The organism is Streptomyces tardus, assembly GCF_018101125.2.
GTDB classification, from domain to species: domain Bacteria; phylum Actinomycetota; class Actinomycetes; order Streptomycetales; family Streptomycetaceae; genus Streptomyces; species Streptomyces tardus.
The window spans coordinates 536,261-557,868 of the sequence record NZ_JAELVF020000001.1; the positions used below are offsets into that span (position 1 = coordinate 536,261).

A 21,608-nucleotide genomic window follows, 5' to 3' on the forward strand; every position below is an offset into this window, starting at 1 on the left:
GGACACGGGTAGGGAAGTGAGAGAACACACAGGGCGGCTGCGCGAGTTGGCCGGAAAGCTGCGCTGGTACTGGCGCGAGCTGACCGGCGAGTCCGCGTACGACCGCTACCTCGCCCATGCCCGCGCCCACGATCCGGGTGCCTCTCCGCTCAGCCGCCGGGAGTTCGAACGACGGCGCACCGACGCCGCGGAGGACGACCCCCGCGAGGGCTTCCGCTGCTGCTGAGCCTCTCGCCGCGCGGAACCGGCGCTGTCCGGTTCCGCGCAACACCTCGGCCCGCGGGGCCCGTTCCACCGGAGCGGGCCCCGCAGCCGTACGCACCGCCGCCGCCACCCGGGAAGCCGGCCCGCGGACGACACGCCGAGGCTCGACAACGGTCCGGAAGGACACTGCAAACACTTCCCGAACCCTCCTCGGGCGCCGCTTCCGGGCTTGTCGCGGTCCGAGCACGCAGCAGCAAATCGATGACCCCGGGTCAGCAACAGACACAACATATGGGGGTACGCGAATCACGCACCACAAGATGTATGCTCGGTCTCGCTGCCGCAGCAGGGGAACCCGGTGCGAATCCGGGACTGTCCCGCAACGGTGTGTGCGCGGGCCCAGAAACGGCCGGGCGCGCGAGTCCGACGACCTGTCGGCAGCATCTCAAGACGTCCGGGTCTCGTGGGTTGGACTCCGGGACGCCATGTGAATCCACGGCCCCCCGCCGTCATTTCCGTGTGCGCCCCTGCTGTCCGCATCCCTCGAGCCCACTGCCGAGCGAGGGAGAGACCGCCCCGTGACCATCGCCCCCACGGAGCCCGTATCAGCAACGCTGTTGCGTACGCTGACCGATCTCACGGCCGATCTGACCGCCGTCGACCCCGACAGGGTGGCAACCGCCGCGCTGCGCGGTCGGAACGCCGGTTCGGACGACGCCGAACTGCGGTCGCTGGCCACCGAGGCCGCCGCCGCGTTGATCGGTGACGAGCCCGAGTACTCCCGGCTCGCCGCGCGGTTGCTGACCCTGGCCATCCGGGACGAGGCCGCGAGCCAGGGCGCGGTGTCCTTCGCCGCCTCCGTGGCGGCGGGCCACCGCGAGGGCCTGATCGGTGACAGCACCGCCGCGTTCGTGGCAGAACACGCTGTCTCGCTCGACGCGTTGGTCGACCGGGCGCTCGCCGACGGCGCCGACGACCGCTTCGGCTATTTCGGCCTGCGGACCGTCCACTCCCGCTACCTGCTGCGCCACCCGATGACCCGCCAGGTCATCGAGACGCCCCAGCACTTCCTGCTCCGGGTGGCCTGCGGACTGGCCGAGGACCACAGCGAGAAGGCGCTCGGAGACGTCGCCGAGCTCTACCGGCTCACCAGCACGCTCTCCTATCTGCCCTCCTCCCCCACACTCTTCAACTCCGGTACGCGGCACCCGCAGATGTCCTCCTGCTACCTGCTGGACTCGCCGCTGGACGAGCTGGACTCCATCTACGACCGCTACCACCAGGTCGCACGGCTGTCCAAGCACGCGGGCGGCATCGGCCTCTCCTACTCGCGCATCCGCGCCCGGGGTTCGCTGATCCGCGGCACCAACGGGCACTCCAACGGCATCGTCCCCTTCCTGCGCACCCTGGACGCCTCGGTCGCCGCGGTGAACCAGGGCGGCCGTCGCAAGGGCGCGGCCTGCGTGTACCTGGAGACCTGGCACGCCGATCTGGAGGAGTTCCTGGAGCTGCGGGACAACACCGGCGAGGAGGCGCGGCGCACCCACAACCTGAACCTCGCGCACTGGATTCCGGACGAGTTCATGCGCCGGGTCGAGGCGGACGGCGAGTGGTCGCTCTTCTCCCCCGCCGACGTCCCCCAGCTGGTCGACCTGTACGGCGCCGAGTTCGACGCCGCCTACCGGGCGGCCGAGGAGGCCGGGCTGGCCAACAAGACGGTGTCCGCCCGCCAGTTGTACTCGCGGATGATGCGCACCCTCGCGCAGACCGGCAACGGCTGGATGACGTTCAAGGACGCCGCCAACCGCACCGCCAACCAGACCGCGGAGTCCGGCCGGGTCGTCCACTCCTCCAACCTCTGCACCGAGATCCTCGAGGTCACCAACGACGGCGAGACCGCCGTCTGCAACCTCGGCTCGGTCAACCTCGCCGCCCACCTGGGCGACGACGGCGAGATGGACTGGGAGCGGCTGGACGCCACCGTCCGCACCGCCGTCACCTTCCTCGACCGCGTGGTGGACATCAACTTCTACCCGACCGAGCAGGCGGAGCGCTCCAACTCCCGCTGGCGGCCTGTGGGGTTGGGCCTGATGGGGCTCCAGGACGTCTTCTTCCGGCTGCGGCTGCCCTTCGACTCCCCCGAGGCCAAGGAGCTGTCCACCCGGATCTCCGAGCGCATCATGCTCGCCGCCTACGAGTCCTCCGCCGACCTCGCCGAGCGCCACGGTGCGCACGACGCGTGGGGCGAGACCCGTACCGCCCGCGGCGTGCTGCACCCGGACCACTACCCCGACGCCGAGCCCGCCTGGACCGAGCGCTGGGAGGCGCTGCGCACCCGGATCGCGAAGACCGGCATGCGCAACTCGCTGCTGCTGGCGATCGCCCCGACCGCCACCATCGCCTCGATCGCCGGTGTCTACGAGTGCATCGAGCCGCAGGTCTCCAACCTCTTCAAGCGCGAGACGCTCAGCGGTGAGTTCCTCCAGGTCAACACCTACCTGGTGGACGAGCTGAAGCAGCTCGGGCTGTGGAACGACGAGACCCGTCAGGCGCTGCGCGACGCCAACGGCTCGGCCCAGGAGCTGCCCGGTGTCCCCGAGGACGTACGGACGCTCTACCGCACCGCCTGGGAGGTCCCGCAGCGCGCGCTGATCGACCTGGCCGCGGCCCGTACGCCCTACATCGACCAGAGCCAGTCGCTGAACCTCTTCATGGCCGCGCCGACCATCGGCAAGCTCAGCTCGATGTACGCCTACGCCTGGAAGCGCGGCATCAAGACCACGTACTACCTGCGTTCGCGCCCGGCCACCCGGATCGCCCAGTCCGCGCGGGCGGCGACCGTGAGCCAGAAGTCCCCGACCCCCATCCCCGCGCAGCAGATCGCCGAGGCCGAGGAAGCCGTCGCCTGCTCGCTGGAGAACCCCGAGTCCTGCGAGGCCTGCCAGTAATGACCACCACACCGGAAGAGACCAGGCCCTCCGCCGGCCACACCGCCTCCGCCGCGTCCAGCCAGAAGAACCTGCTCGACCCGGGCTTCGAACTGACGCTGCGCCCGATGCGCTACCCGGACTTCTACGACCGCTACCGGGACGCGATCAAGAACACCTGGACCGTGGAGGAGGTCGACCTCCACTCCGACGTGGCCGACCTCGCCAAGCTGTCGGCCGGCGAGCAGCACATGATCGGCCGCCTCGTCGCCTTCTTCGCGACCGGCGACTCGATCGTGGCGAACAACCTGGTCCTGACGCTGTACAAGCACATCAACTCCCCGGAGGCGCGGCTCTACCTGTCGCGGCAGCTCTTCGAGGAGGCCGTGCACGTCCAGTTCTATCTGACGCTGCTCGACACCTATCTGCCCGACCACGACGAGCGCGTCGAGGCGTTCGCCGCGGTGGAGAACATCCCCTCCATCCGGGAGAAGGCGCAGTTCTGCTTCAAGTGGATGGACTCGGTCGAGAGCATGGACCGGCTGGAGACCAAGGCCGACCGCCGTCGTTTCCTGCTGAACCTGATCTGCTTCGCCGCCTGCATCGAGGGGCTGTTCTTCTACGGCGCCTTCGCCTACGTGTACTGGTTCCGCTCGCGCGGACTGCTGCACGGTCTGGCGACCGGCACCAACTGGGTGTTCCGGGACGAAAGCTGCCACATGGACTTCGCCTTCCACGTAGTGGACACCGTCCGCCAGGAGGAGCCCGAGCTCTTCGACGAGGAGCTCGGACGCGAGGTCACCGACATGCTCAAGGAGGCCGTCGAGGCGGAGCTCCAGTTCGGTCGCGACCTGTGCGGCGAGGGACTGCCGGGCATGAACACCGAGTCGATGCGCGAGTACCTGCAGTGCGTCGCCGACCAGCGGCTCGTACGCCTCGGGCTGGAGCCGGTGTTCGGCTCGGAGAACCCGTTCGGCTTCATGGAGCTTCAGAACGTCCAGGAGCTGACGAACTTCTTCGAGCGCCGGGCCTCCGCCTACCAGGTGGCCGTCGAGGGCTCGGTCAGCTTCGACGACGAGTTCTGAGGCGCTGGGGCTCTGAGCCTGTGGGGCTGTCTGCGGCCCTGGGCCTGTGAGGCTCTGAGGGCGCGCCCCGCGCAGCTCGGCAACGCGGCCCGCCCCCCGACGCACGGGGAGGCGGGCCGCGTTGCTGCGCGCTGGGGGCCCGCCGGGGTCAGCAGCCGCCGCAGTTGTGGAACGTGATGTCCCAGTGGTTGCCCTCGCGGTAGTAGACGTTGCCGGAGCCCGACTGCCACTTGCTGCCGCCGATGTAGGCGAAGTTGGCGTCCACGTAGTTCTGGATGCAGCTGGAGAGCGACATGTCGAGCTTGTAGCCGTTCCAGTGGCTGTACTGGCCGTCGGCGTGGCCGGTCTCGGTGCCACCGGTCACGTTGATGGCGCAGCCGCTGGCCGACTTCAGCGTGATGGCGCCGCGCACGGTGTGGTCGTGGATCTGCTCGAAGGAGGTGCAGTTGGGCTTGTTGCGGTCCGAGCAGTTGCCGCTGGAGGTCCAGGGGATGCCGGCGCCCTGGAACATCGAGGCGGCCTGCGAGTGGCTGATCTTGGCGGCGCTGCCGACGTCGCCGGCAGCGCTGTCCGCCTGGGCCGAGCCGGGGACGACGAGCAGCGGCAGCGCCAGCACCGCGCCGATGGCGACGGTCCGCTTCGCGAGCTTCTTCATGTGGGGGTACCTTCCGGTTCTGGTGGTGAAGTGGGGTCTTGAGGGCGGCTGCACACCGGCACGGTTCGTACGGGCGCGCTGCTCGCTGAAAGGGCCGGTCCGACCGGGCTCAGATCCCGCAGCCTGGGGCCGACCAGAACTTGGCGGGCCGGTGGTCGACATGGGTGTGGTCGTCGTGGCCCGGGTATCCGGGGCCGAGGATGCCGTTGAATCCGTGGTCGCGGGCGGCCTGGGCGAGGGTGCACAGGGAGTGCGGCGAGGCACCGAGGTCGGCCGAATCACCGTACAGATGGCGGCTGTCGGGCGCGCCGCCCACCGCGTCGTTGCAGGCGACGGAGCGGAATCCGCTGGTGACCCGGATCGGCTGGTCGCCGAGCGCCCTGCGCATCGCCTCCAGCTTCCACATGGTCCGCTTCGCGTTCTCCCTGGCCTCGGTGGCGCTCACCTTCCCGCCGCTCCAGTCGGAGTTGCAGGTGTTGAGCTCGCTGAACTCGAAGTGCACGGGTGAGCAGTCCGGACTCTGCAACTCGTAGATCTTGTCGAAGGTGCCGGAGTCGGCGACGCCGGTGGACTCCAGCCCGTACGCGGTCTGGAACCGTCCGACCGCGGCCTCGGTGGCCGGCCCGAAGTCGCCGTCGACGGTGAGCACTTCACCGGAGGCGGGGTGGCCGGCGACCCGGACCTGGAGTTCGGTCACATCGGCGCCGGTGTCGCCCGAGGCGAGCGTGCGGTCCCAGGTGAAGCACTCGTCCGCCTGTGCGGTACCGGCGGTGGCAGCCGTGAAACCCACCATTCCAGTCGTGGCCATGACAAATACGAGAAGGGCCCTCGGCACACGTCGTCTCCACATGGGACCCGAGATTGGCCCACCGCTCACAACGCGTCAACTACGCGCGGAGAACTGTCAGTGGGCGGACCATTGGCACCCCTGCCACCATGGCCGATGCAGTCAGACGCACCCCGAGCGGCGAGGCCGTGACAGCCGTACGGCCGCCTCGCGCCGTGCATCGGCGCGGGCGACCGCAGCGGGCCGGAAGGCCGACTCAGTCGTTGGGCACGGTCTCGTAGCGGGGCGTGCCCTCCTCCATCTGACGCAGCGCGTCCTTGCGCTCGCGCTTGGAGAGCCGGTCGATGTAGAGCCGGCCGTAGAGGTGGTCGGTCTCGTGCTGGAGGCAGCGTGCGAAGTAGCCGCTGCCGCGCACCACGATCGGCTTGCCCTCGGCGTCCTGGCCGCGGACGACCGCGACGTCGGGCCGTGCCAGCGAGGCGTACGCCGTCGGCACGGACAGGCAGCCCTCGTTGCTGTCGTCCAGATTGCGGCGCTCCGGCGGGAGTTCGTCCAGAACCGGGTTGCAGACCACACCGACGTGGCGCAGACCGTCGTCGTCCGGGCAGTCGTAGACGAAGACCTTGCTGTCCACACCGATCTGGTTCGCGGCGAGCCCCACACCCTCGGCGGCCCGCTGGGAGGCGAACATGTCGTCGACGAGCGCCGCGAGTTCGGGGCCGAACTCCGTGACGTCCGCGCACTCGCGGTGCAGCACCGCGTTCCCCACCACGGTGATCGGACGGGCCGTGCCCCGCTCGCGGTACGCCTGCTCCCGCGCCTCGCAGTCCTCCGTGTCGACGATGAACTCGTCCTCGGCTGTCTCGTCCGTAGACCGGGTCTCCTGCTGCTGGGCCATTTCCGCCGTACGCCTTCCTCAACCGACCAGATATCGGCCTACAGGGTACGGGGCCGCGCGAAGCGCCTCAGCAGACCTCTTCCAGATCACGCCACGCACGCGAATCCGGGCTGTCCGCGACCCAGCCGTCCAGCAGGCCCTTCACCAGGCCGCGCGGGGCAGCGATCCCGCACTCGCGCTCCGGAGTCCACAGCAGGCCCGGTCCTCCGGGCGCCATGTGCCCGAGCGGGCCGGGCCGACCCGGTGCGCTGTGGTCGTGCGGATCCTGGCGCAACTCGCCGTCGCCCTGGTCGCTGGGCATCCGCGACTCCGAGCACGACCGGCACAGCAGCCGCACCGAGGACGACCAGTCCTCGGCGGCGAACCCGGCCTCGGCCGCGAGCGCTTCCAGCGCGTCCCGGTCCTCCTCGGTCGCCGCCTCCAGCAGCACCACCCAGGTGGGCACCGGCGAGGGCGCCCAGAGCTCTATCTCGTCGAAGACCGGGTACGCGGAGAGCGACGCACCGGACAACAGCGTGCGCTCACCGTGCGGTACACCGTCGTGCAGCACGACCTCGCCCCAGCGGCGCCCCGAGGACGGCAGCGGGATGGACTGCACCTCGATGCGGGCCGGGTCCAGCCTGCGCCCCCAGACCACCTCCGCCTCGCCCTCCGGCGACAGCCGCACGGCGGAGCTGCCCAGCCCCATGCCTGTCGGCTCGGCGTTCGGGGACGCCTCGGCCGGCGCCGGGCCGGGCACCCGGAGGCCGTACGCCTGCCAGGCGCGCCGTGCCAGCGGCCAGTCCTGCAACGCGGTGGCGGCGATGCCCAGGTTCCACCAGTCCGGGGCGCCGGCGGACCGGTCCAGCAGCGCCACGGCTCGCAGGCCCGCGACCCTGGCACGGTCCCAGTCGTGCCGGAACTTGTGCAGCAGTGCGAGGTTGAACCAGGACTCCGACAGCCAGGGTTCGAGATCGGCGGCACGCGTCAGCAGCGCGCCCGCATCCTCGTAACGGCCGTCGCCGATGAGGGTGAACGCGCGGTCGGTGGCCAACCGCCAGTCCGTGGACGGCCGATGCCGCACCCTGCCGAAGAACTTCACGATGATCCCGCCTGGTTCCCGCCTGTTGGTAGTGGAGATACCCGTCCGAGGGCTCGCGAGGTCGCCGAGGACCCCGCTTCGCTCGCTCGGGCCGCTGTTCCCGCATCCAACCATGCCCACCTCGCGGTGTGCTCATTACCCAGGAGTCGAACCGATCCGGTCCGGCGACGAGGTAGTCGTCCGGCCCGATTCGGACACCGGCTCGACAGTTGGCCGTACGTCCTGGGATCAGCTTGCTTCACCGCACGGAGGCACGCGAGGGGAACGCGAGGGGAAGGGGAACAGGAGACGCCGCGGAGCACCGGCGGACGGACGAGCGAGGGGGCAGGCGGGCCGCGCAGCCCGGGCCGCGCAGGTCGGGGCTTCCTGCCGGTTTCTCTGCGTCCAGCTGTCCGCCAAGGGTCCTTACCCGCAACGCTCCACTCGCGGCTCCCCGGCCGCGGCTCGCTGCCCGCAGCAGGCCCTCAGAGCCCCTGCCCACGCGCCGCGGCCGGTGGCGCCGTACGCGGCCCCGGGACGCACGCGTACGGGCCGGGCGGCGTCCGGGAGCCACCGCGGCAGGTGCAAGGGCGCATCGAGGAGCCCGGGCGAAAGAGTCGAGCCGCGGGCCCGCGAGGGGCCCGCGGGCTCAGTGGGTCTGCTTGCGGGGCCCGCCGGGCTGCGGGGCCTCCTGCGCGGCGGAACCGTCCGTCTCGCTCCGCCCCTCGGGGACGCTCTCGGCAATGTCCTCGGAGGGCGAGTGCCGGTAGCCGGCCATGTCGACCACGGTGTCCTCGGGCAGCACCTCGCCGGCCCGGATCAGATCGATGCGGTCCATGACCTTCGAGCGCAGGTCCGAGGGCACGTCGTCGTGGCCGCAGCACCGCTTGACGAGCTTCTTGACCGCCTGCTCCAGGCCGTACTTCTCCAGGCACGGGGAGCACTCGTCGAGATGCTCGGCCAGCTTGTCCCGATCGACGTCGGGCATCTCCTGGTCCAGATACTCGTAGAGATGGTCCAGAGCGTCGGAGCAGTTCGTCTCTTTCGGGTCAGAGCTGCTCATGAGCCCGCGCCTTTCCGGTTGTGCGACTCGTCCAACCCTCCGGCGGCGACGCCTGCCGGGACCATGCCGCGCTCGCGGGCGTAGTCCTCCAGCATTCCGCGAAGTTGTCTGCGACCGCGGTGCAGACGGGACATCACCGTGCCGATGGGCGTACCCATGATGTCGGCGATCTCCTTGTAGGCAAAGCCCTCCACGTCCGCGAGGTAGACCGCGATGCGGAACTCCTCGGGGATCGCCTGGAGCGCCTGCTTCACGTCCGAGTCCGGGAGGTGGTCCAGAGCCTGGGACTCCGCGGACCGCAGGCCGGTCGACATGTGCGACTCGGCACGGGCGAGCTGCCAGTCCTCGATCTCCTCGGCGGCACTGCGCTGCGGCTCCCGCTGCTTCTTGCGGTAGGAGTTGATGAAGGTGTTGGTCAGGATGCGGTACAGCCACGCCTTGAGATTGGTGCCCTGGCGGAACTGGTGGAAGGACGCGTACGCCTTCGCGTACGTCTCCTGGACCAGGTCCTCGGCGTCGGCCGGATTCCGCGTCATACGGAGCGCGGCGGAGTACATCTGGTCGAGAAAACCCAGCGCATCGCGCTCGAAACGGGCGCTGCGCTCGCTTTCGCTCTCCACCCGGGTGCCCTCGTCCTCGGAACCGGCGACCGGACCCACCTCCTCGGTAGCGGCGGCGAGCCCGTGCGCGAACCCGCTGGCATCGGAGAATAGCGAATCGGCCATCCCTCGGCCTGCTGTGTCCACCGGCCGGATGTGCGCGGCACCGGCCAGCGCCAGCGTGGCCCAGTCCAGGTCAGCGGCCTGGGGACGCTGCGGGCAGGCTACAGAACCCATGCTTGCGGCTCCCTCTCAGTGCGGTGGCTCGGACCGGCCGGTCTCGTGCCGGACACTCCGCACAACAGCCCTCACCCGCCGTTCATTCCCGATCCGCCGGACCGGCCGAAAACCCGTAGTGAGACCTCGCTCACAGAAAGCCGATCCCCGGCGGAGTCAGGCCCGTTGGCGCTCCAGCCAGCCGGCGACCGCCTCGGTGATGACAGCCATCGCGTCGTCCTCGGAGAGGTCCGCCTTCTTCGGCACCGCGAATCCGTGGTCGGCGAAGGGCACCGCGACCGGACGCTCCCGGGCGGGGAACTCCTCGGGCCGCCCGAACGGATCACGGGCGCCCTGCACCACCAGCACCTCCCCGACCGCCTTCCGGGCCGCGGTCAGTTCCTCGATCCGGGACTTCTCCGGACGGCCCGGCGGATGCAGCGGAAAGGAGAGCGCCAGCACCGCGCGGGCGCCCAGCTCCCCCGCCGTGCGGCAGGCGACCCGCGCACCCGCGCTGCGCCCACCGGCGGTGATCGGGAGCTGCTCCCGCTCCAGCGCGGGCCACAGCGCGCGCCAGCACGAGTCCAGGGTCTTCGGCGCGGGCGCCACCTTCCGGCCCGCGACCCGCCAGGGCTGCTCGACGAGCGCGACCGTCACACCGCGCGCGGGCAGGGACTCGGCGAGCGCGCGGAGGTCGCGGGCCTCCACGCCGCCGCCCGCCCCGTGGCCGAGCGCCAGCAGGGTGCGCGCGGAGGCGGCACGGTGCCAGTGGATCCTGGCCGGTCCGGCCGGGGTGGGGACCTGGGAGGCGGTGGGTTCGGAGGCCATGGCCCCATCGAAGCACCGCGGCCGGCCGGCGCACCAACACCCGCGCCCGTACGGCGGGTTGGCCACACTCGTCCCGACGGGGCCGAACCCCGCCGATCCCGCCCGCACCCGGCCCGCGCGCCAGAGCCCGCCCGGGTCAGAAGAGCGTGCCCAGCTCCGGTTCGGCCAGTTCGTCCTTCAGCTGCGGCCCGTTGTTGCGGACGTTCGAGACAGCGGTGCCCACCGGGTACGCGCGGTGGCGCCCGGTCGGCAGCGCGCTCGTCAACTCCCGCAGCTCGTCGGGGTCCTGGTGCCGCGGGTCGAGCCAGCTGTCCCAGCGGTCGGCGGGCAGTGCGACCGGCATCCTCGGGTGGATGTCGGCGAGTGAACGCGGACCGCCCTCCGCCGCGTCCGGCAGCAGGTCGGTCTCGGCCTCTGTGGTGAGCACGGTGCAGGTCGCCCACCACGCGCTCGGGTCGCCCTGCGGCACCGACGGGTCGCGCCAGAACTCGTAGAGCCCGGCGAAGGCCATCACCGAACCGTCCACCGGTGTGACGAAGTACGGCTGCTTGCGCGGGCGTTTGCGCTTGCCCTGCTGCTCCAGATCGAGTTCGCCGCTCGCGGTGACCCACTCGTAGTACCCGTCCGCCGGCAGCAGACAGCGACGGGAGAGGAACGCCCTGCGGTAGGCGGGCTTCTCCGCGACCGTCTCCGAACGGGCGTTGATCATCTTCACCGCGCTCTCCGGCGACTTCGCCCAGGACGGTACGAGCCCCCAGCGCAGCTCGCGCAGCTGCCGCACCGGGACCGGGTCGCCACTGTGGCGCAGCGGGCGGTCGAGCACGGCCGGCACGCGGTCCGTGGGTGCGACGTTGTAGTTCGGGTGGTCGCCCGCGAGGGCCTCCTGCGGGTCCCGTCCGGACACGTCGAAGAGCCGGACCAGGTCCTCCGGCTTCTGGCTGGCTGCATACCGTCCGCACATGAGTGCCAGACTGCCACGGCACTCGTGGGCCGCGTCGAGCGTTGGGGCGGTGGTACGGGGATCGGCGGAGACGCGTGGACGAGCAGAGGGGGACATCACAGCCATGACGGATGTCTGGGACGAAGTGACCGGCACCCAACCAGCGCCCGAGACCTGGCTGGTCCTCGCGGTCGCGGCGGTGGCGCTGCTGGTGGTGAGCGTCCGTCCGAGCTGGCTCATCGCCCGCAACGCGGTGACCATCGCCCACGAGGGCGGCCACGGCCTCGTGGCGCTGCTCACCGGCCGCCGCCTGGACGGCATACGGCTGCACTCCGACACCTCCGGGCTGACCGTCTCGCGCGGCAAGCCGACCGGCATCGGCATGGTGCTGACCGCCGCCTCCGGCTACACCGCACCCTCGCTGCTCGGCCTGTTCGGCGCCTGGCTGCTCACCACCGGGCACATCACCGCACTGCTGTGGGGTGCGACAGCTCTGCTGCTGGCGATGCTGATCATGATCCGCAACGTCTACGGCGCCCTGAGCGTGATCGTGACCGGTGGCCTGTTCTTCGCGGTCTCCTGGTTCACCGAGCCCGAGGTGCAGTCGGTGTTCGCCTACGGGGTGGTGTGGTTCCTGCTGCTGGGCGGGGTCCGGCCGGTCTTCGAGCTCCAGGCGAAGCGGCGGTACGGCGGCGCCCGGGACTCCGACGCCGACCAGTTGCAGCGGCTGACCCACGCTCCGGCCGTGGTCTGGCTGCTGCTCTTCCACGCCGTCTCGCTCTGCTCGCTCATCGGCGGCGCGCGCTGGCTGCTGGGCTGGTGAAGGGCGCGAGGAGACGCCACAGGGCGGGTCGGGCCCGTACCGCACCCACTAAAGTGTGGGCATGACCGACGAGTCCACGCACAGCGCGCACTGGCCCGCTCCGCTCGCCCGCGGCCCCGTGAAGGCCACCGTCACCGTGCCCGGCTCCAAGTCGGTCACCAACCGCGCTCTGGTGCTGGCCGCCCTGGCCTCCGAGCCGGGCTGGCTGCGCAGACCGCTGCGGTCGCGGGACACCCTGCTGATGGCGCAGGCGCTGCGCGCCCTGGGCGTGGGCATCGAGGAGGGCATCGGCCCGGACGGCACCGGCGAAGCGTGGCGCATCGTCCCGGACGAGCTGCGCGGCCCGGTCACCGTGGACGTCGGCAACGCCGGTACGGTCATGCGCTTCCTCCCGCCGCTCGCCGCGCTGGCGGACGGCCCGATCCACTTCGACGGCGACCCGCGCTCGCACGAGCGTCCGCTGCACGGCGTCATCGACGCACTCCGCACGCTCGGCGCCGGCATCGAGGACGACGGTCGCGGCGCGCTGCCGCTGACGGTGCGGGGCACCGGCTCGCTGGCCGGGGGGCCGGTCACCATCGACGCTTCCTCCTCCAGCCAGTTCGTGAGCGCGCTGCTGCTCTCCGGCGCCCGGTACAACCACGGCGTCGAGGTGCGGCACGTCGGCGGGAAGCTGCCGTCGATGCCGCACATCCGGATGACCGTCGACATGCTGCGGGCCGCGGGTGCGCAGGTGGACAGCCCGGAGGCCGGCGGCGAGCGGGACGTCTGGCGGGTCGCGCCCGGAGCGCTGCTCGGCCGCGACCTGGTCGTGGAGCCCGACCTCTCCAACGCCCAACCCTTCCTGGCCGCCGCCCTGTTGACCGGCGGCGCGGTCACCGTGCCGGACTGGCCCGCGCACACCACCCAGCCGGGCGACGCGCTGCGGGAGATCTTCACCGCGATGGGCGGCAGCTGCGAACTCACCGAGCAGGGACTGACGTTCACCGGATCGGGGCGGGTGCGGGGCATCGACATCGACCTCGGCGAGGTCGGCGAGCTCACCCCGGGCATCGCCGCCGTCGCGGCGCTCGCGGACTCCGAGTCCGTACTGCGCGGCGTCGCCCACCTCAGGCTGCACGAGACCGACCGGCTGGCCGCGCTCACCCGCGAGATCAACGGGCTGGGCGGCGACGTCACCGAGATCGAGGACGGGCTGCGCATCCGTCCGCGCCCGCTGCACGGCGGCGTCTTCCACACCTACGACGACCACCGCCTGGCCACCGCCGGGGCACTGCTCGGGCTGCTGGTGCCCGACGTCCGCGTGGAGAACATCGCGACCACCGGCAAGACGCTCCCCGACTTCCCCGACATGTGGCACGTCATGCTCGGTACGAGAGCCTGAGAGGCCGGGGCATGCGCCGTTACGGCAAGAACACCGACGAGGACGACATCCGGCACCGTCCCAGCCGCCGGGGAAGCCGCCCCCGCACCCGGATCCGGCCCAAGCACGAGGACGCGGCCGAGGGGCTGGTCCTCACCGTCGACCGCGGCCGGATCACCTGCCTCGTCGACAACCGCAGCATCACCGCGATGAAGGCCAGGGAGCTCGGGCGCAAGGGCGTGGTGGTCGGCGATCTGGTCGCGCTGGTCGGCGACCTCACCGGAGCCAAGGACACCCTCGCCCGGGTGGTGCGCGTGGAGGACCGCACCTCCGTGCTGCGCCGCACCGCCGACGACGACGATCCCTTCGAGCGGGTGATCGTCGCCAACGCGGACCAGTTGGCCATCGTCACGGCGCTCGCCGACCCCGAGCCGCGGCCCAGGATGATCGACCGCTGCCTGGTCGCCGCGTACGACGCGGGGATGGAGCCGCTGCTCGTCCTCACCAAGTCCGATCTCGCCCCCGCCGCCCCGCTGCTGGAGACCTACGCACCGCTCGGGGTGCGTACGGTCGCGGTGCACCACCACGAGGAGCCGGACGCGGTGCGGGAGTTGCTCAGCGGCCTGGTCTCGGTCTTCGTCGGCCACTCCGGTGTCGGCAAGACCACCCTGGTCAACGCGCTCGTACCGGCCAACCAGCGGGCGACCGGCGTGGTCAACGCGGTCACCGGGCGCGGACGCCACACCACCACCTCCGCGCTCGCCCTGCCGCTGCCGGACTCCGACGGCTGGGTGATCGACACACCGGGCGTACGTTCCTTCGGGCTGCACCACATCGATCCCTCGCGTGTGATCCACGCCTTTCCGGAGCTTCAGGCGGGCACCGAGGGCTGCCCCCGCGCGTGCAGCCACGACGAGCGGGACTGCGCGCTGGACGCCTGGGTCGCCGCGGGCCACGCCGATCCGGCCCGACTGGATTCCCTGCGGCGGCTGTTGGCCACCCGCGAGCGCCACGAGGGCGACTGAGCCGGCCCGCCCCGGCCCGGCCGCTCTCCGCCTCGATTTGATCCGCCTCGCCCTGGCCGCCTCGCCCCTGGTCCGCTCGCCCCGCCGCGATCCGCCGTCACCGTCGGGACGCGCTCCCGCGCGAGGCCGCGGCCCGACGGCCGGTCAGCTCTCCCGAGGGCGTTCGGGCACTCCGGCCCGCCCGTGTCCGGCGCCCGGCCCCTGTGCGCCGCCCCGCGTCGGCCCGGGGATCCGGCCCGGCTCGGGCGGGCGGGACATCCGGGCGGTCTCCGCGCCGCTGCCCATGCGTCGCTCGCCTTCGTCCGCGCGCAGATGCACCCACAGTGCGGTCACGACGTCCGCGACCCGGGCCGCCGCCTCGGGCTCCCTCGGCGGCGCGACGACGTAGGACAGCGCGAGCCGCAACCCCGCCTCACAGGCGCGGCGCCACGTCCGCGGATCCTCCAGCGGTACGGTTCCCGCCGCATCCAGCGCGGCCAGCATCCGGTCGCAGAGCCGGCTGAGCAGCTGCTCGGGCGAGAACTGGGGCAGCGGCAGCCGGGCGCTCCAGCCGCCGGTGAGGGCGGCCCGTACGACCGCCTCCTCCCGCGCCCGGTGGAGTATCCACACCACGCCGGTCGCCCAGCACACGGCGGGCTCGCCGCCCTCCCTGCGGGCGGTGGCCACGGTGGCGGCGGCGCCCTGGACGAACACCTCCACGCGCTGGCTGACCAGTGCGTTCCCCAGCCCTTCCTTGGAACTGAACTCGTTGTACAGGGTCTGCCGGGACACGCCGGCCACCGCCGCGACCTCGACCATCCGCACCGTGGACCACGGTCGGTTCTCGAGGATGGCCTGGGCCGCGTTCAGCAAGGTCTCGCGCGCTGTGGACATCGCTACCTTTCCGGGCCCCTGGGGGCGGGCCCGCGCACAGAATTGACGCACCGCCAGATGGTGTCAAGACATATGCCAGTCATCTGCCGCGCGGCGGCGCCCGGGGGTGCTTGGTGGTACCCCACCTGAGCACTGGATACTGTTCGGCCATGCCCGACTACCACGATGATCTGCGTCTTGCCCACGTACTGGCCGACGCCGCCGACGCCATCACGATGGAGCGCTTCAAGGCGCTGGACCTCAAGGTGGAGACCAAGCCGGACATGACTCCGGTGAGCGAGGCGGACAAGGCCGTCGAGGAGTTGCTGCGCAGTCAGCTCAAGCGCGCCAGACCTCGCGACGCGGTCCTGGGTGAGGAGTACGGCAGCGAGGGCACCGGCCCTCGACGCTGGATCATCGACCCGATCGACGGCACCAAGAACTACGTCCGCGGGGTTCCGGTCTGGGCGACGCTGATCGCGCTCATGGAAGCCGGCGAGGGCGGCGACCGGCCGGTCGTGGGCCTGGTCTCCGCGCCCGCACTGCACCGTCGCTGGTGGGCGGCCGAGGGCACCGGCGCCTTCACCGGGCGCAGCCTCTCGCAGGCGTCGAGGGTCCGTGTGTCGGGGGTCGCCCGCCTCCAGGACGCCTCCTTCGCCTTCTCCTCGCTGCACGGCTGGGAGGAGAACGGCAACCTCGACGGGCTGCTGGAGCTGAGCCGGGACTGCTGGCGCACCCGGGCGTACGGCGACTTCTGGCCGTACATGATGGTCGCGGAGGGCTCGGTGGACATGTGCGCCGAGCCCGAGCTGTCGCTGTGGGACATGGCAGCGCCGGCCGTCGTCGTGCAGGAGGCGGGCGGCACGTACACCGGCCTGGACGGGCGGCCGGGGCCGCACAGTGGCAGCGCGGCGGCCTCCAACGGCCTGCTGCACGAGGCCGTTCTGACGTACCTGGGAGGCTGACCGCCGCGCCCGTCGGGTCCGAGCACGGCACGTGTTCCGGCCGCTCGGGCCACGGCCGGCGCTCCGGAGCAGGCGGGCACGGAATCGTCCCGGGCGCGGGGCCGGCCGGGCGCCGTTGGGGCGCGGGAACCGCGGAGGGGCCGGAGCCTTTCGGCGTCCGGCCCCTCCGGGCACGGCGGTCGATCACCAGCGACGCAGGGCCGTTCCGTCGCCGTGATCAGTCCGCCCGCGCGAGGTGCCCGCCGCCGCTCGGGGGCGGGCCGCCTCCGTACTCAGGAGCGCAGGGCCTGCACCGCTGCCTCCAGGCGCTTGCCGTACTCCTCGTCCGCCTTGCGGAAGTTCTCGATCGCGCGCTGCGCGATGTCCTCCCGCGAGACCTGGGAGATGAAACCGGCCAGGTTGGCGATCAGGCGCTCCTGCTCCGCTTCCGACATCAGCCGGTAGAGGTTCCCGGCCTGGACGTGGTCGTTGTCCTCGGCGTGCGAGGGGGCGGAGTGGTCGCCGGTCACGCCGCTGACCTCGGTCGGCTCCCAGAGTGCGCGACCGGTCTCGGTCGGGCCGCCGAAGCTGTTGGGCTCGTAGTTCTTGGTGCGGCCGTGGCGGCCGTCGTACATCAGGCCGTCCCGGCCGTGGGAACGCGCCTCGGTGGCGTGCGGGCGGTTGACCGGCAGGTGGTCGGCGTTGATGCCCACCCGGTAGCGGTGCGCGTCGCCGTAGGCGAAGAGCCGGCCCTGGAGCATCTTGTCCGGCGAGGGTCCGATGCCCGGCACGAAGTGGTGCGGGGAGAAGATCGACTGCTCGACCTCGGCGAAGATGTTCTCCGGGTTGCGGTTGAGCTCCAGCTTGCCGAGCTCGATCGGCGGGTAGTCCTCGTGCGGCCACACCTTGGTGAGGTCGAACGGGTTGAACCGGTACGTCGCCGCGTCGGCCGCCGGCATGATCTGCACCTGCACGGTCCAACTCGGGTACTCACCGCGCTCGATGGACTCGCGCAGATCCCGCTGGTGGCTGTCCGGGTCCTGGCCGGCGAGCACGTCGGCCTCGTCCTGGGTGAGGTTCTTGATTCCCTGGTCGGTCTTGAAGTGGTACTTGACCCAGAAGACCTCGCCGGCCTCGTTCGTCCACTGGAAGGTGTGCGAGCCGTAGCCGTTCATGTGACGCAGGGTGGCCGGTATCCCGCGGTCACCGAAGAGCCAGGTCACCTGGTGGGTGGATTCGGGGGACAGACCCCAGAAGTCCCATACGTTGTCCGCCTCCTGGGAGCCGGTGTACGGGTCGCGCTTCTGGGTGTGGATGAAGTCCGGGAACTTGATGGCGTCCTTGATGAAGAACACCGGGGTGTTGTTGCCGACGAGGTCGTAGTTGCCGTCCTCGGTGTAGAACTTCAGCGCGAAGCCGCGCGGGTCGCGCACCGCGTCGGCCGAGCCGAGGTTGCCGGCGACCGTGGAGAACCGGAGGAAAGTCTCGGTCTCCTTGCCGACCTCGGAGAGGAACTTGGCGCGGGTGTAGCGGCTCACGTCGGCGGTCACCGTGAAGGTGCCGTAGGCGCCGGCGCCGCGCGCGTGCACGATGCGCTCCGGGATGCGCTCGCGGTTGAAGTGGGCGAGCTTCTCCAGCAGCAGCTGGTCCTGCACCAGGACCGGGCCGCCGGCCCCGGCGGTCTGACTGTTCTGGTTGTCGGCGACCGGCGCTCCGGATTCCGTCGTCAGCGGACCGGCCGTGTCGTTCCCTGCACTCACTTGAGCCTCCTGCGCTCTGTCCTGTCCCTTGGCTTTCGCCGGGATCCGAGCCTACATTGGACATTGTCCAAGTCAAGACGCCGAAGAAGAAGATACCGTGTCCGGTTATGGCTTGAAACGCTGCTAAGCTGACCCTTACCTGAAGCGATGGGTGGAGTGATGAGTGACCTGTTGGAACGACTGCGCGAACAAGGCTGGCGTCTGACCGCCCAGCGGAGAGTCGTCGCCGAAGTGCTCAACGGGCAGCACGTGCACTACACCGCGGACGAGGTGCACGCCCGCGCGGTCGAGCGGCTTCCCGAGATCGCCCGCGCGACCGTCTACAACACCCTGAGCGAGCTGGTGGCGCTCGGTGAGGTGCTGGAGGTCAGCACGGACGGCAGGGCCAAGCGGTACGACCCGAACGCACACCACAGCCACCAGCACCTGGTCTGCTCCCGCTGCGGCACCATCCGCGACGTGCACCCGCTCGGCGACCCGCTCGCCACGCTCCCGGAGAGCGAGCGTTTCGGTTTCGCGATCTCCGAGGCCACCGTCACCTACCGCGGCGTCTGCCCCAACTGCACCTGACAACGCCCCCGTTGGCCCACCCGGCCGCCGCCCCACCCGGGCCGGCGGCCTTCCGTATGCACGCCGCCGAGAATTGACCCTCCCCACGCACGGCGCCGACCTCCGGCCCGGCTCGCGGGGACCGCCGCGCCGAACTGGCGGCACACACGTCGAAGGCCCGGCTCCTGTGAGGAACCGGGCCTTCGACTTCAGTAGCGGGGACAGGATTTGAACCTGCGACCTCTGGGTTATGAGCCCAGCGAGCTACCGAGCTGCTCCACCCCGCGTCGGTGAGACCACCATATCCAGGCGGCGGTGAGCAGCGCAAATCCGTTCCCGCACACCCTCCTGACTCCTCATCCGGGGCGCGCCCGGAAGCACGCTGAGCCGCGCCCGGGCCGCCGTACTCGCAGCCCCACCCCGCTGCGGGAACCGCACCCGGACCCCGCAGCCCGCATCCCGCAGCGACCGCAGGCACTCGACACACGGGCCGCCACGGGCGCCGTCACGGGCAGGGCGTCCATCGGGGCGCCCCACCCGGGCTCAGGCGCTCAGGCCCGTACGGAGCGCCTCCCAGAGGCGCTCCGCGCGGCCCGCGACCTCGGCCGGACCGAGGTCCTGTGCGCGCTCGCACCAGTGCCGACCCTCGGTCAACTCGCCCCGGCGGGCGGCGAGCAGAGCCAGACGCAGCGCGGCACGACCGTGCCCCGCGTCCGCGGCCCGCTCCCACCAGATCGCCGCCTCGGGCTCCGCACCCTCGCGGGCCAGGAGCAGGCCGAGGTTGAACGCGCCGTGGCTGCTGCCCGCCTCGGCGGCGGTGCGGTACCAGTGGGCGGCCTCGACGACGTCGCCGCGGCCCGCTTCGCACATGCCCAGGCGGACCTGGGCGCGGCGGTGGCCGCGCTCGGCCGCCGAGCGGTACCAGCGCTCGTACTCCGGCACCTCCGCCGGAGGCGCCGATCCGGACTCCAACGCCTCGCCGTCGCCGTCGACTCGCCCCTCGGCGCCGTCGCCGGCACCCGTCTCGGCTCCCGGCGCCCCGGCGCCGGACCCGACGGCACGGCCGAACGCCCTGCCCGCCCGCGCACGCGAGGCCGCACCGAGCACGTCGCGGCCGCCGCCGAACCCGATGGTGTCGGGGCCGCTGCGCGCCTCGAGCTCCGGGTCCTCGCGCTCCAGCATGTCGGCCAGCCGGAAGGCGCCCTCCACGCTGCCGCCCTCGGCCGCCCTGCGGAGCTGCTCCTCGGCGCCCGCCGCGTCACCGGCGTTCAGCATCGTGACGGCGACCTGGAGCGCCGCCTCGGGATGACCGGCGGCAGCCGCCCTGGCGTACCAGTCCTCGGCCGCGCGCTGGTCGCGCCGGCCCGCGTACAGAATGCCGAGGTTGAACGCACCGTCGACGCTGCCGCCCTCGGCCGCCTTGGAGAACCAGGGCTCGGCGCTCTGGGCGTCGCCGCGCTGCAGCAGCAGTACGGCCAGCGCGTTCGCCGCCTCGATGTGCCCGGCGTACGCCGCCCTGCGGTACCAGCTCTCCGCCTGCGCGGTCCGCCCCTGGCCCGCGCAGAGCAGCCCGAGGTTGAACGCGCCGTTGGGGTCGCCTGCGTCGAGCGCCGCGTGGTACCAGCGCTCGGCCGCCTGCAACTGGCCGCGGTCCGCGCACAGTGCGCCGAGCGCGTTGGCGGCGTTGCCGTCGCCCGCCTCGGCCGCCGTGCGCCACCACTGCTCGGCGGCCTCCTCGTTGCCCGCGTCGCGGAGCAGGAAGCCGAGGGCGCAAGCGGCCCTGGGCTCACCGTCGTTGGCCGCGATCAGGTACCAGCGGCCGGCCTCGCGCAGATCGCCTCGCTCCTCCAGCAGGGTGCCGAGACGGAGCGCCGCGAGGCGGTGCCCCCGGGCAGCGGCCTGCCGGAACCAGCGCTCGGCCTCCGCCTCGCGCCGATCGCGTGCACCGCCGGGCGCAGAACCGGCGCCCGCACCGGCCTTGCCCCGGCGGGAGTTCAGCAACAGCACGCCAACTCGGTACGCGGCCTCCCGGTGCCCGCGCTCGGCGGCTGCCCGGAACCACTCCTCGGCGCCCGCCTCACCTCGATGGTCGAGCAGATCGGCCAGCGCGTACGCGCCGAGCAGATGCCCGGACTCGGCAGCCTGGCGCAGCCAGTAGTCGGCGGCGGGCTCGTCCCCCCGCTCCCGGTGGTGGCGGCCCAGTGCGTGCGCAGCCGCGGCTGAACCCGCGACGGCGGCAGTGCGCCACCACTCCGCGGCCTCTGCCGTGTTCCCCCGCTGCTGGAGCAGCACCCCCAGATTGTTGGCGGCGGCGCGGTCACCCGCGAGCGCCGCGGAGCGCAGCATCGCCTCCGCCCCCTCCAACTCGCCGTCGCGCAGCAACGCGACACCGAACTTGCTCTGGGCAGCGCGGTCTCCCTGCTCGGCCGCCTTCCGTGTCGTCTCGTCGACGTCGTGGACGGCCGGGCAGGATGCCGTGTCGAATCTCGCCCTGTCCCCCATAAGCTCCATCGTCGCATCACCTGTAACCCGCGTACACCTGGTATATCGCAGCCAGGAGGTCACTTCAGCGTTTTGTCGACTTCCCGACATCACGGGTGCTCAAACACGTTTGGGGGTTTGGCAGTTGAGCGTTCATCCACCTTCGCGGGACGCCCCCGCCCTCTGGCTGCTCAGAGCGCCGGCGTCGGCAACCCGAGTACGGGCGTCACCAAATCTCCGCATTCGCGGCGGCGGTCGATACGGCCCCGCGAGAGACGAACACAGACTCGCAGGCGTACCCCGGTCACTCCCGTGCGACCACTCGACGGGCGGCATCGGGCGCAGCACATCCGGCTCCGGGACACCGCCCGGTTCCTGCCGGAACGATGACGGGAAGCGCGCACACGACGAAGGGCCCGGAGTCGAAACTCCGGGCCCTTCTTTCGTAGCGGGGACAGGATTTGAACCTGCGACCTCTGGGTTATGAGCCCAGCGAGCTACCGAGCTGCTCCACCCCGCGCCGTTGCGTTTCAAACATTACCACGGCGC

At 71.6% G+C, this 21,608-nt stretch carries 19 protein-coding genes, 2 tRNA genes and 1 riboswitch; of the genes, 8 read left to right on the top strand and 13 right to left on the bottom strand.

The genetic code is table 11. The annotated features are described in order from the left end of the window. Positions 1-16 precede the first annotated feature (16 nt). The 3 genes from JGS22_RS02260 to JGS22_RS02270 all read left to right on the top strand — a co-directional run bounded on the left by JGS22_RS02260 (position 17) and on the right by JGS22_RS02270 (position 4,216). Positions 17-226 (top strand): YbdD/YjiX family protein, encoded by a 210-nt coding sequence (locus tag JGS22_RS02260; protein ID WP_308405475.1) that lies wholly within the window; start codon positions 17-19, stop codon positions 224-226. A gap of 290 nt (positions 227-516) precedes the next feature. Beyond that, positions 517-632: riboswitch (cobalamin riboswitch) on the top strand. Positions 633-782: 150 nt separating this feature from the next. Next, complete coding sequence (locus tag JGS22_RS02265; protein ID WP_211039024.1) at positions 783-3,152, top strand: ribonucleoside-diphosphate reductase subunit alpha; 2,370 nt, start codon at positions 783-785, stop codon at positions 3,150-3,152. Further along, positions 3,152-4,216, top strand: coding sequence for a ribonucleotide-diphosphate reductase subunit beta (locus JGS22_RS02270; protein ID WP_211039025.1), 1,065 nt, complete (start codon positions 3,152-3,154; stop codon positions 4,214-4,216). The genes JGS22_RS02265 and JGS22_RS02270 overlap by 1 nt, the downstream gene beginning before the upstream one ends. Before the next feature lie 148 nt (positions 4,217-4,364). On the opposite strand, the gene JGS22_RS02275 is transcribed toward JGS22_RS02270, so the two are convergent. From JGS22_RS02275 to JGS22_RS02310, 8 genes are all read right to left on the bottom strand, one after another. Further along, positions 4,365-4,871, bottom strand: a complete 507-nt coding sequence (locus JGS22_RS02275; RefSeq protein ID WP_211039026.1) for a hypothetical protein — start codon at positions 4,869-4,871, stop codon at positions 4,365-4,367. 109 nt (positions 4,872-4,980) lie between these two features. Further along, entirely contained in the window at positions 4,981-5,721 is a 741-nt protein-coding gene (locus JGS22_RS02280) for a D-Ala-D-Ala carboxypeptidase family metallohydrolase (protein WP_211039027.1), read from the bottom strand. A gap of 193 nt (positions 5,722-5,914) precedes the next feature. Further along, entirely contained in the window at positions 5,915-6,556 is a 642-nt protein-coding gene (gene def, locus JGS22_RS02285; RefSeq protein WP_211039028.1) for a peptide deformylase, read from the bottom strand. A 67-nt stretch (positions 6,557-6,623) separates the two neighbouring features. Next, on the bottom strand, positions 6,624-7,637 hold the full coding sequence (locus tag JGS22_RS02290) for a tetratricopeptide repeat protein (RefSeq protein ID WP_211039029.1): 1,014 nt from the start codon (positions 7,635-7,637) through the stop codon (positions 6,624-6,626). A 628-nt stretch (positions 7,638-8,265) separates the two neighbouring features. Next, positions 8,266-8,679: a mycothiol system anti-sigma-R factor gene (gene rsrA / locus JGS22_RS02295; protein ID WP_211039030.1), complete on the bottom strand. Its 414-nt coding sequence runs from the start codon at positions 8,677-8,679 to the stop codon at positions 8,266-8,268. Next, on the bottom strand, positions 8,676-9,404 hold the full coding sequence (locus tag JGS22_RS02300; RefSeq protein ID WP_372454292.1) for a sigma-70 family RNA polymerase sigma factor: 729 nt from the start codon (positions 9,402-9,404) through the stop codon (positions 8,676-8,678). The genes rsrA and JGS22_RS02300 overlap by 4 nt, the downstream gene beginning before the upstream one ends. A 267-nt stretch (positions 9,405-9,671) precedes the next feature. Continuing rightward, positions 9,672-10,322: an alpha/beta hydrolase family protein gene (locus tag JGS22_RS02305; RefSeq protein ID WP_211039031.1), complete on the bottom strand. Its 651-nt coding sequence runs from the start codon at positions 10,320-10,322 to the stop codon at positions 9,672-9,674. Between the two features lie 136 nt (positions 10,323-10,458). Continuing rightward, positions 10,459-11,283, bottom strand: a complete 825-nt coding sequence (locus JGS22_RS02310; protein ID WP_211039032.1) for an SOS response-associated peptidase — start codon at positions 11,281-11,283, stop codon at positions 10,459-10,461. A gap of 103 nt (positions 11,284-11,386) precedes the next feature. Between JGS22_RS02310 and JGS22_RS02315 the strand changes: the two genes are divergently transcribed. The 3 genes from JGS22_RS02315 to rsgA all read left to right on the top strand — a co-directional run bounded on the left by JGS22_RS02315 (position 11,387) and on the right by rsgA (position 14,473). Continuing rightward, on the top strand, positions 11,387-12,085 hold the full coding sequence (locus tag JGS22_RS02315; RefSeq protein ID WP_211039033.1) for a M50 family metallopeptidase: 699 nt from the start codon (positions 11,387-11,389) through the stop codon (positions 12,083-12,085). A 61-nt stretch (positions 12,086-12,146) separates the two neighbouring features. Then, positions 12,147-13,469 carry a 3-phosphoshikimate 1-carboxyvinyltransferase gene (aroA, locus tag JGS22_RS02320; protein ID WP_211039034.1) on the top strand — a complete coding sequence of 441 codons (1,323 nt, stop codon included), beginning with the start codon at positions 12,147-12,149 and terminating at the stop codon, positions 13,467-13,469. Positions 13,470-13,480: 11 nt separating this feature from the next. Beyond that, positions 13,481-14,473 (top strand): ribosome small subunit-dependent GTPase A, encoded by a 993-nt coding sequence (rsgA, locus tag JGS22_RS02325; protein ID WP_211039035.1) that lies wholly within the window; start codon positions 13,481-13,483, stop codon positions 14,471-14,473. 144 nt (positions 14,474-14,617) lie between these two features. Here the strand turns inward: rsgA and JGS22_RS02330 are convergent, their stop codons facing one another. Further along, entirely contained in the window at positions 14,618-15,346 is a 729-nt protein-coding gene (locus tag JGS22_RS02330; RefSeq protein ID WP_211039036.1) for a TetR/AcrR family transcriptional regulator, read from the bottom strand. A gap of 149 nt (positions 15,347-15,495) precedes the next feature. On the opposite strand from JGS22_RS02330, the gene hisN reads away from it, so the two are divergent. Then, positions 15,496-16,290 (top strand): histidinol-phosphatase, encoded by a 795-nt coding sequence (gene hisN, locus JGS22_RS02335; protein ID WP_211039037.1) that lies wholly within the window; start codon positions 15,496-15,498, stop codon positions 16,288-16,290. A 272-nt stretch (positions 16,291-16,562) separates the two neighbouring features. On the opposite strand, the gene JGS22_RS02340 is transcribed toward hisN, so the two are convergent. Continuing rightward, positions 16,563-18,029 (bottom strand): catalase, encoded by a 1,467-nt coding sequence (locus tag JGS22_RS02340; RefSeq protein WP_211039038.1) that lies wholly within the window; start codon positions 18,027-18,029, stop codon positions 16,563-16,565. A gap of 159 nt (positions 18,030-18,188) precedes the next feature. On the opposite strand from JGS22_RS02340, the gene JGS22_RS02345 reads away from it, so the two are divergent. Next, positions 18,189-18,599 carry a Fur family transcriptional regulator gene (locus tag JGS22_RS02345; RefSeq protein ID WP_211039039.1) on the top strand — a complete coding sequence of 137 codons (411 nt, stop codon included), beginning with the start codon at positions 18,189-18,191 and terminating at the stop codon, positions 18,597-18,599. Between the two features lie 192 nt (positions 18,600-18,791). Here the strand turns inward: JGS22_RS02345 and JGS22_RS02350 are convergent. From JGS22_RS02350 to JGS22_RS02360, 3 genes are all read right to left on the bottom strand, one after another. Then, positions 18,792-18,865, bottom strand: a tRNA-Met gene (locus tag JGS22_RS02350). A 256-nt stretch (positions 18,866-19,121) separates the two neighbouring features. Beyond that, complete coding sequence (locus tag JGS22_RS02355; protein ID WP_211039040.1) at positions 19,122-21,089, bottom strand: tetratricopeptide repeat protein; 1,968 nt, start codon at positions 21,087-21,089, stop codon at positions 19,122-19,124. A 416-nt stretch (positions 21,090-21,505) separates the two neighbouring features. Then, positions 21,506-21,579 (bottom strand) — tRNA-Met (locus JGS22_RS02360). Positions 21,580-21,608: the final 29 nt, after the last annotated feature.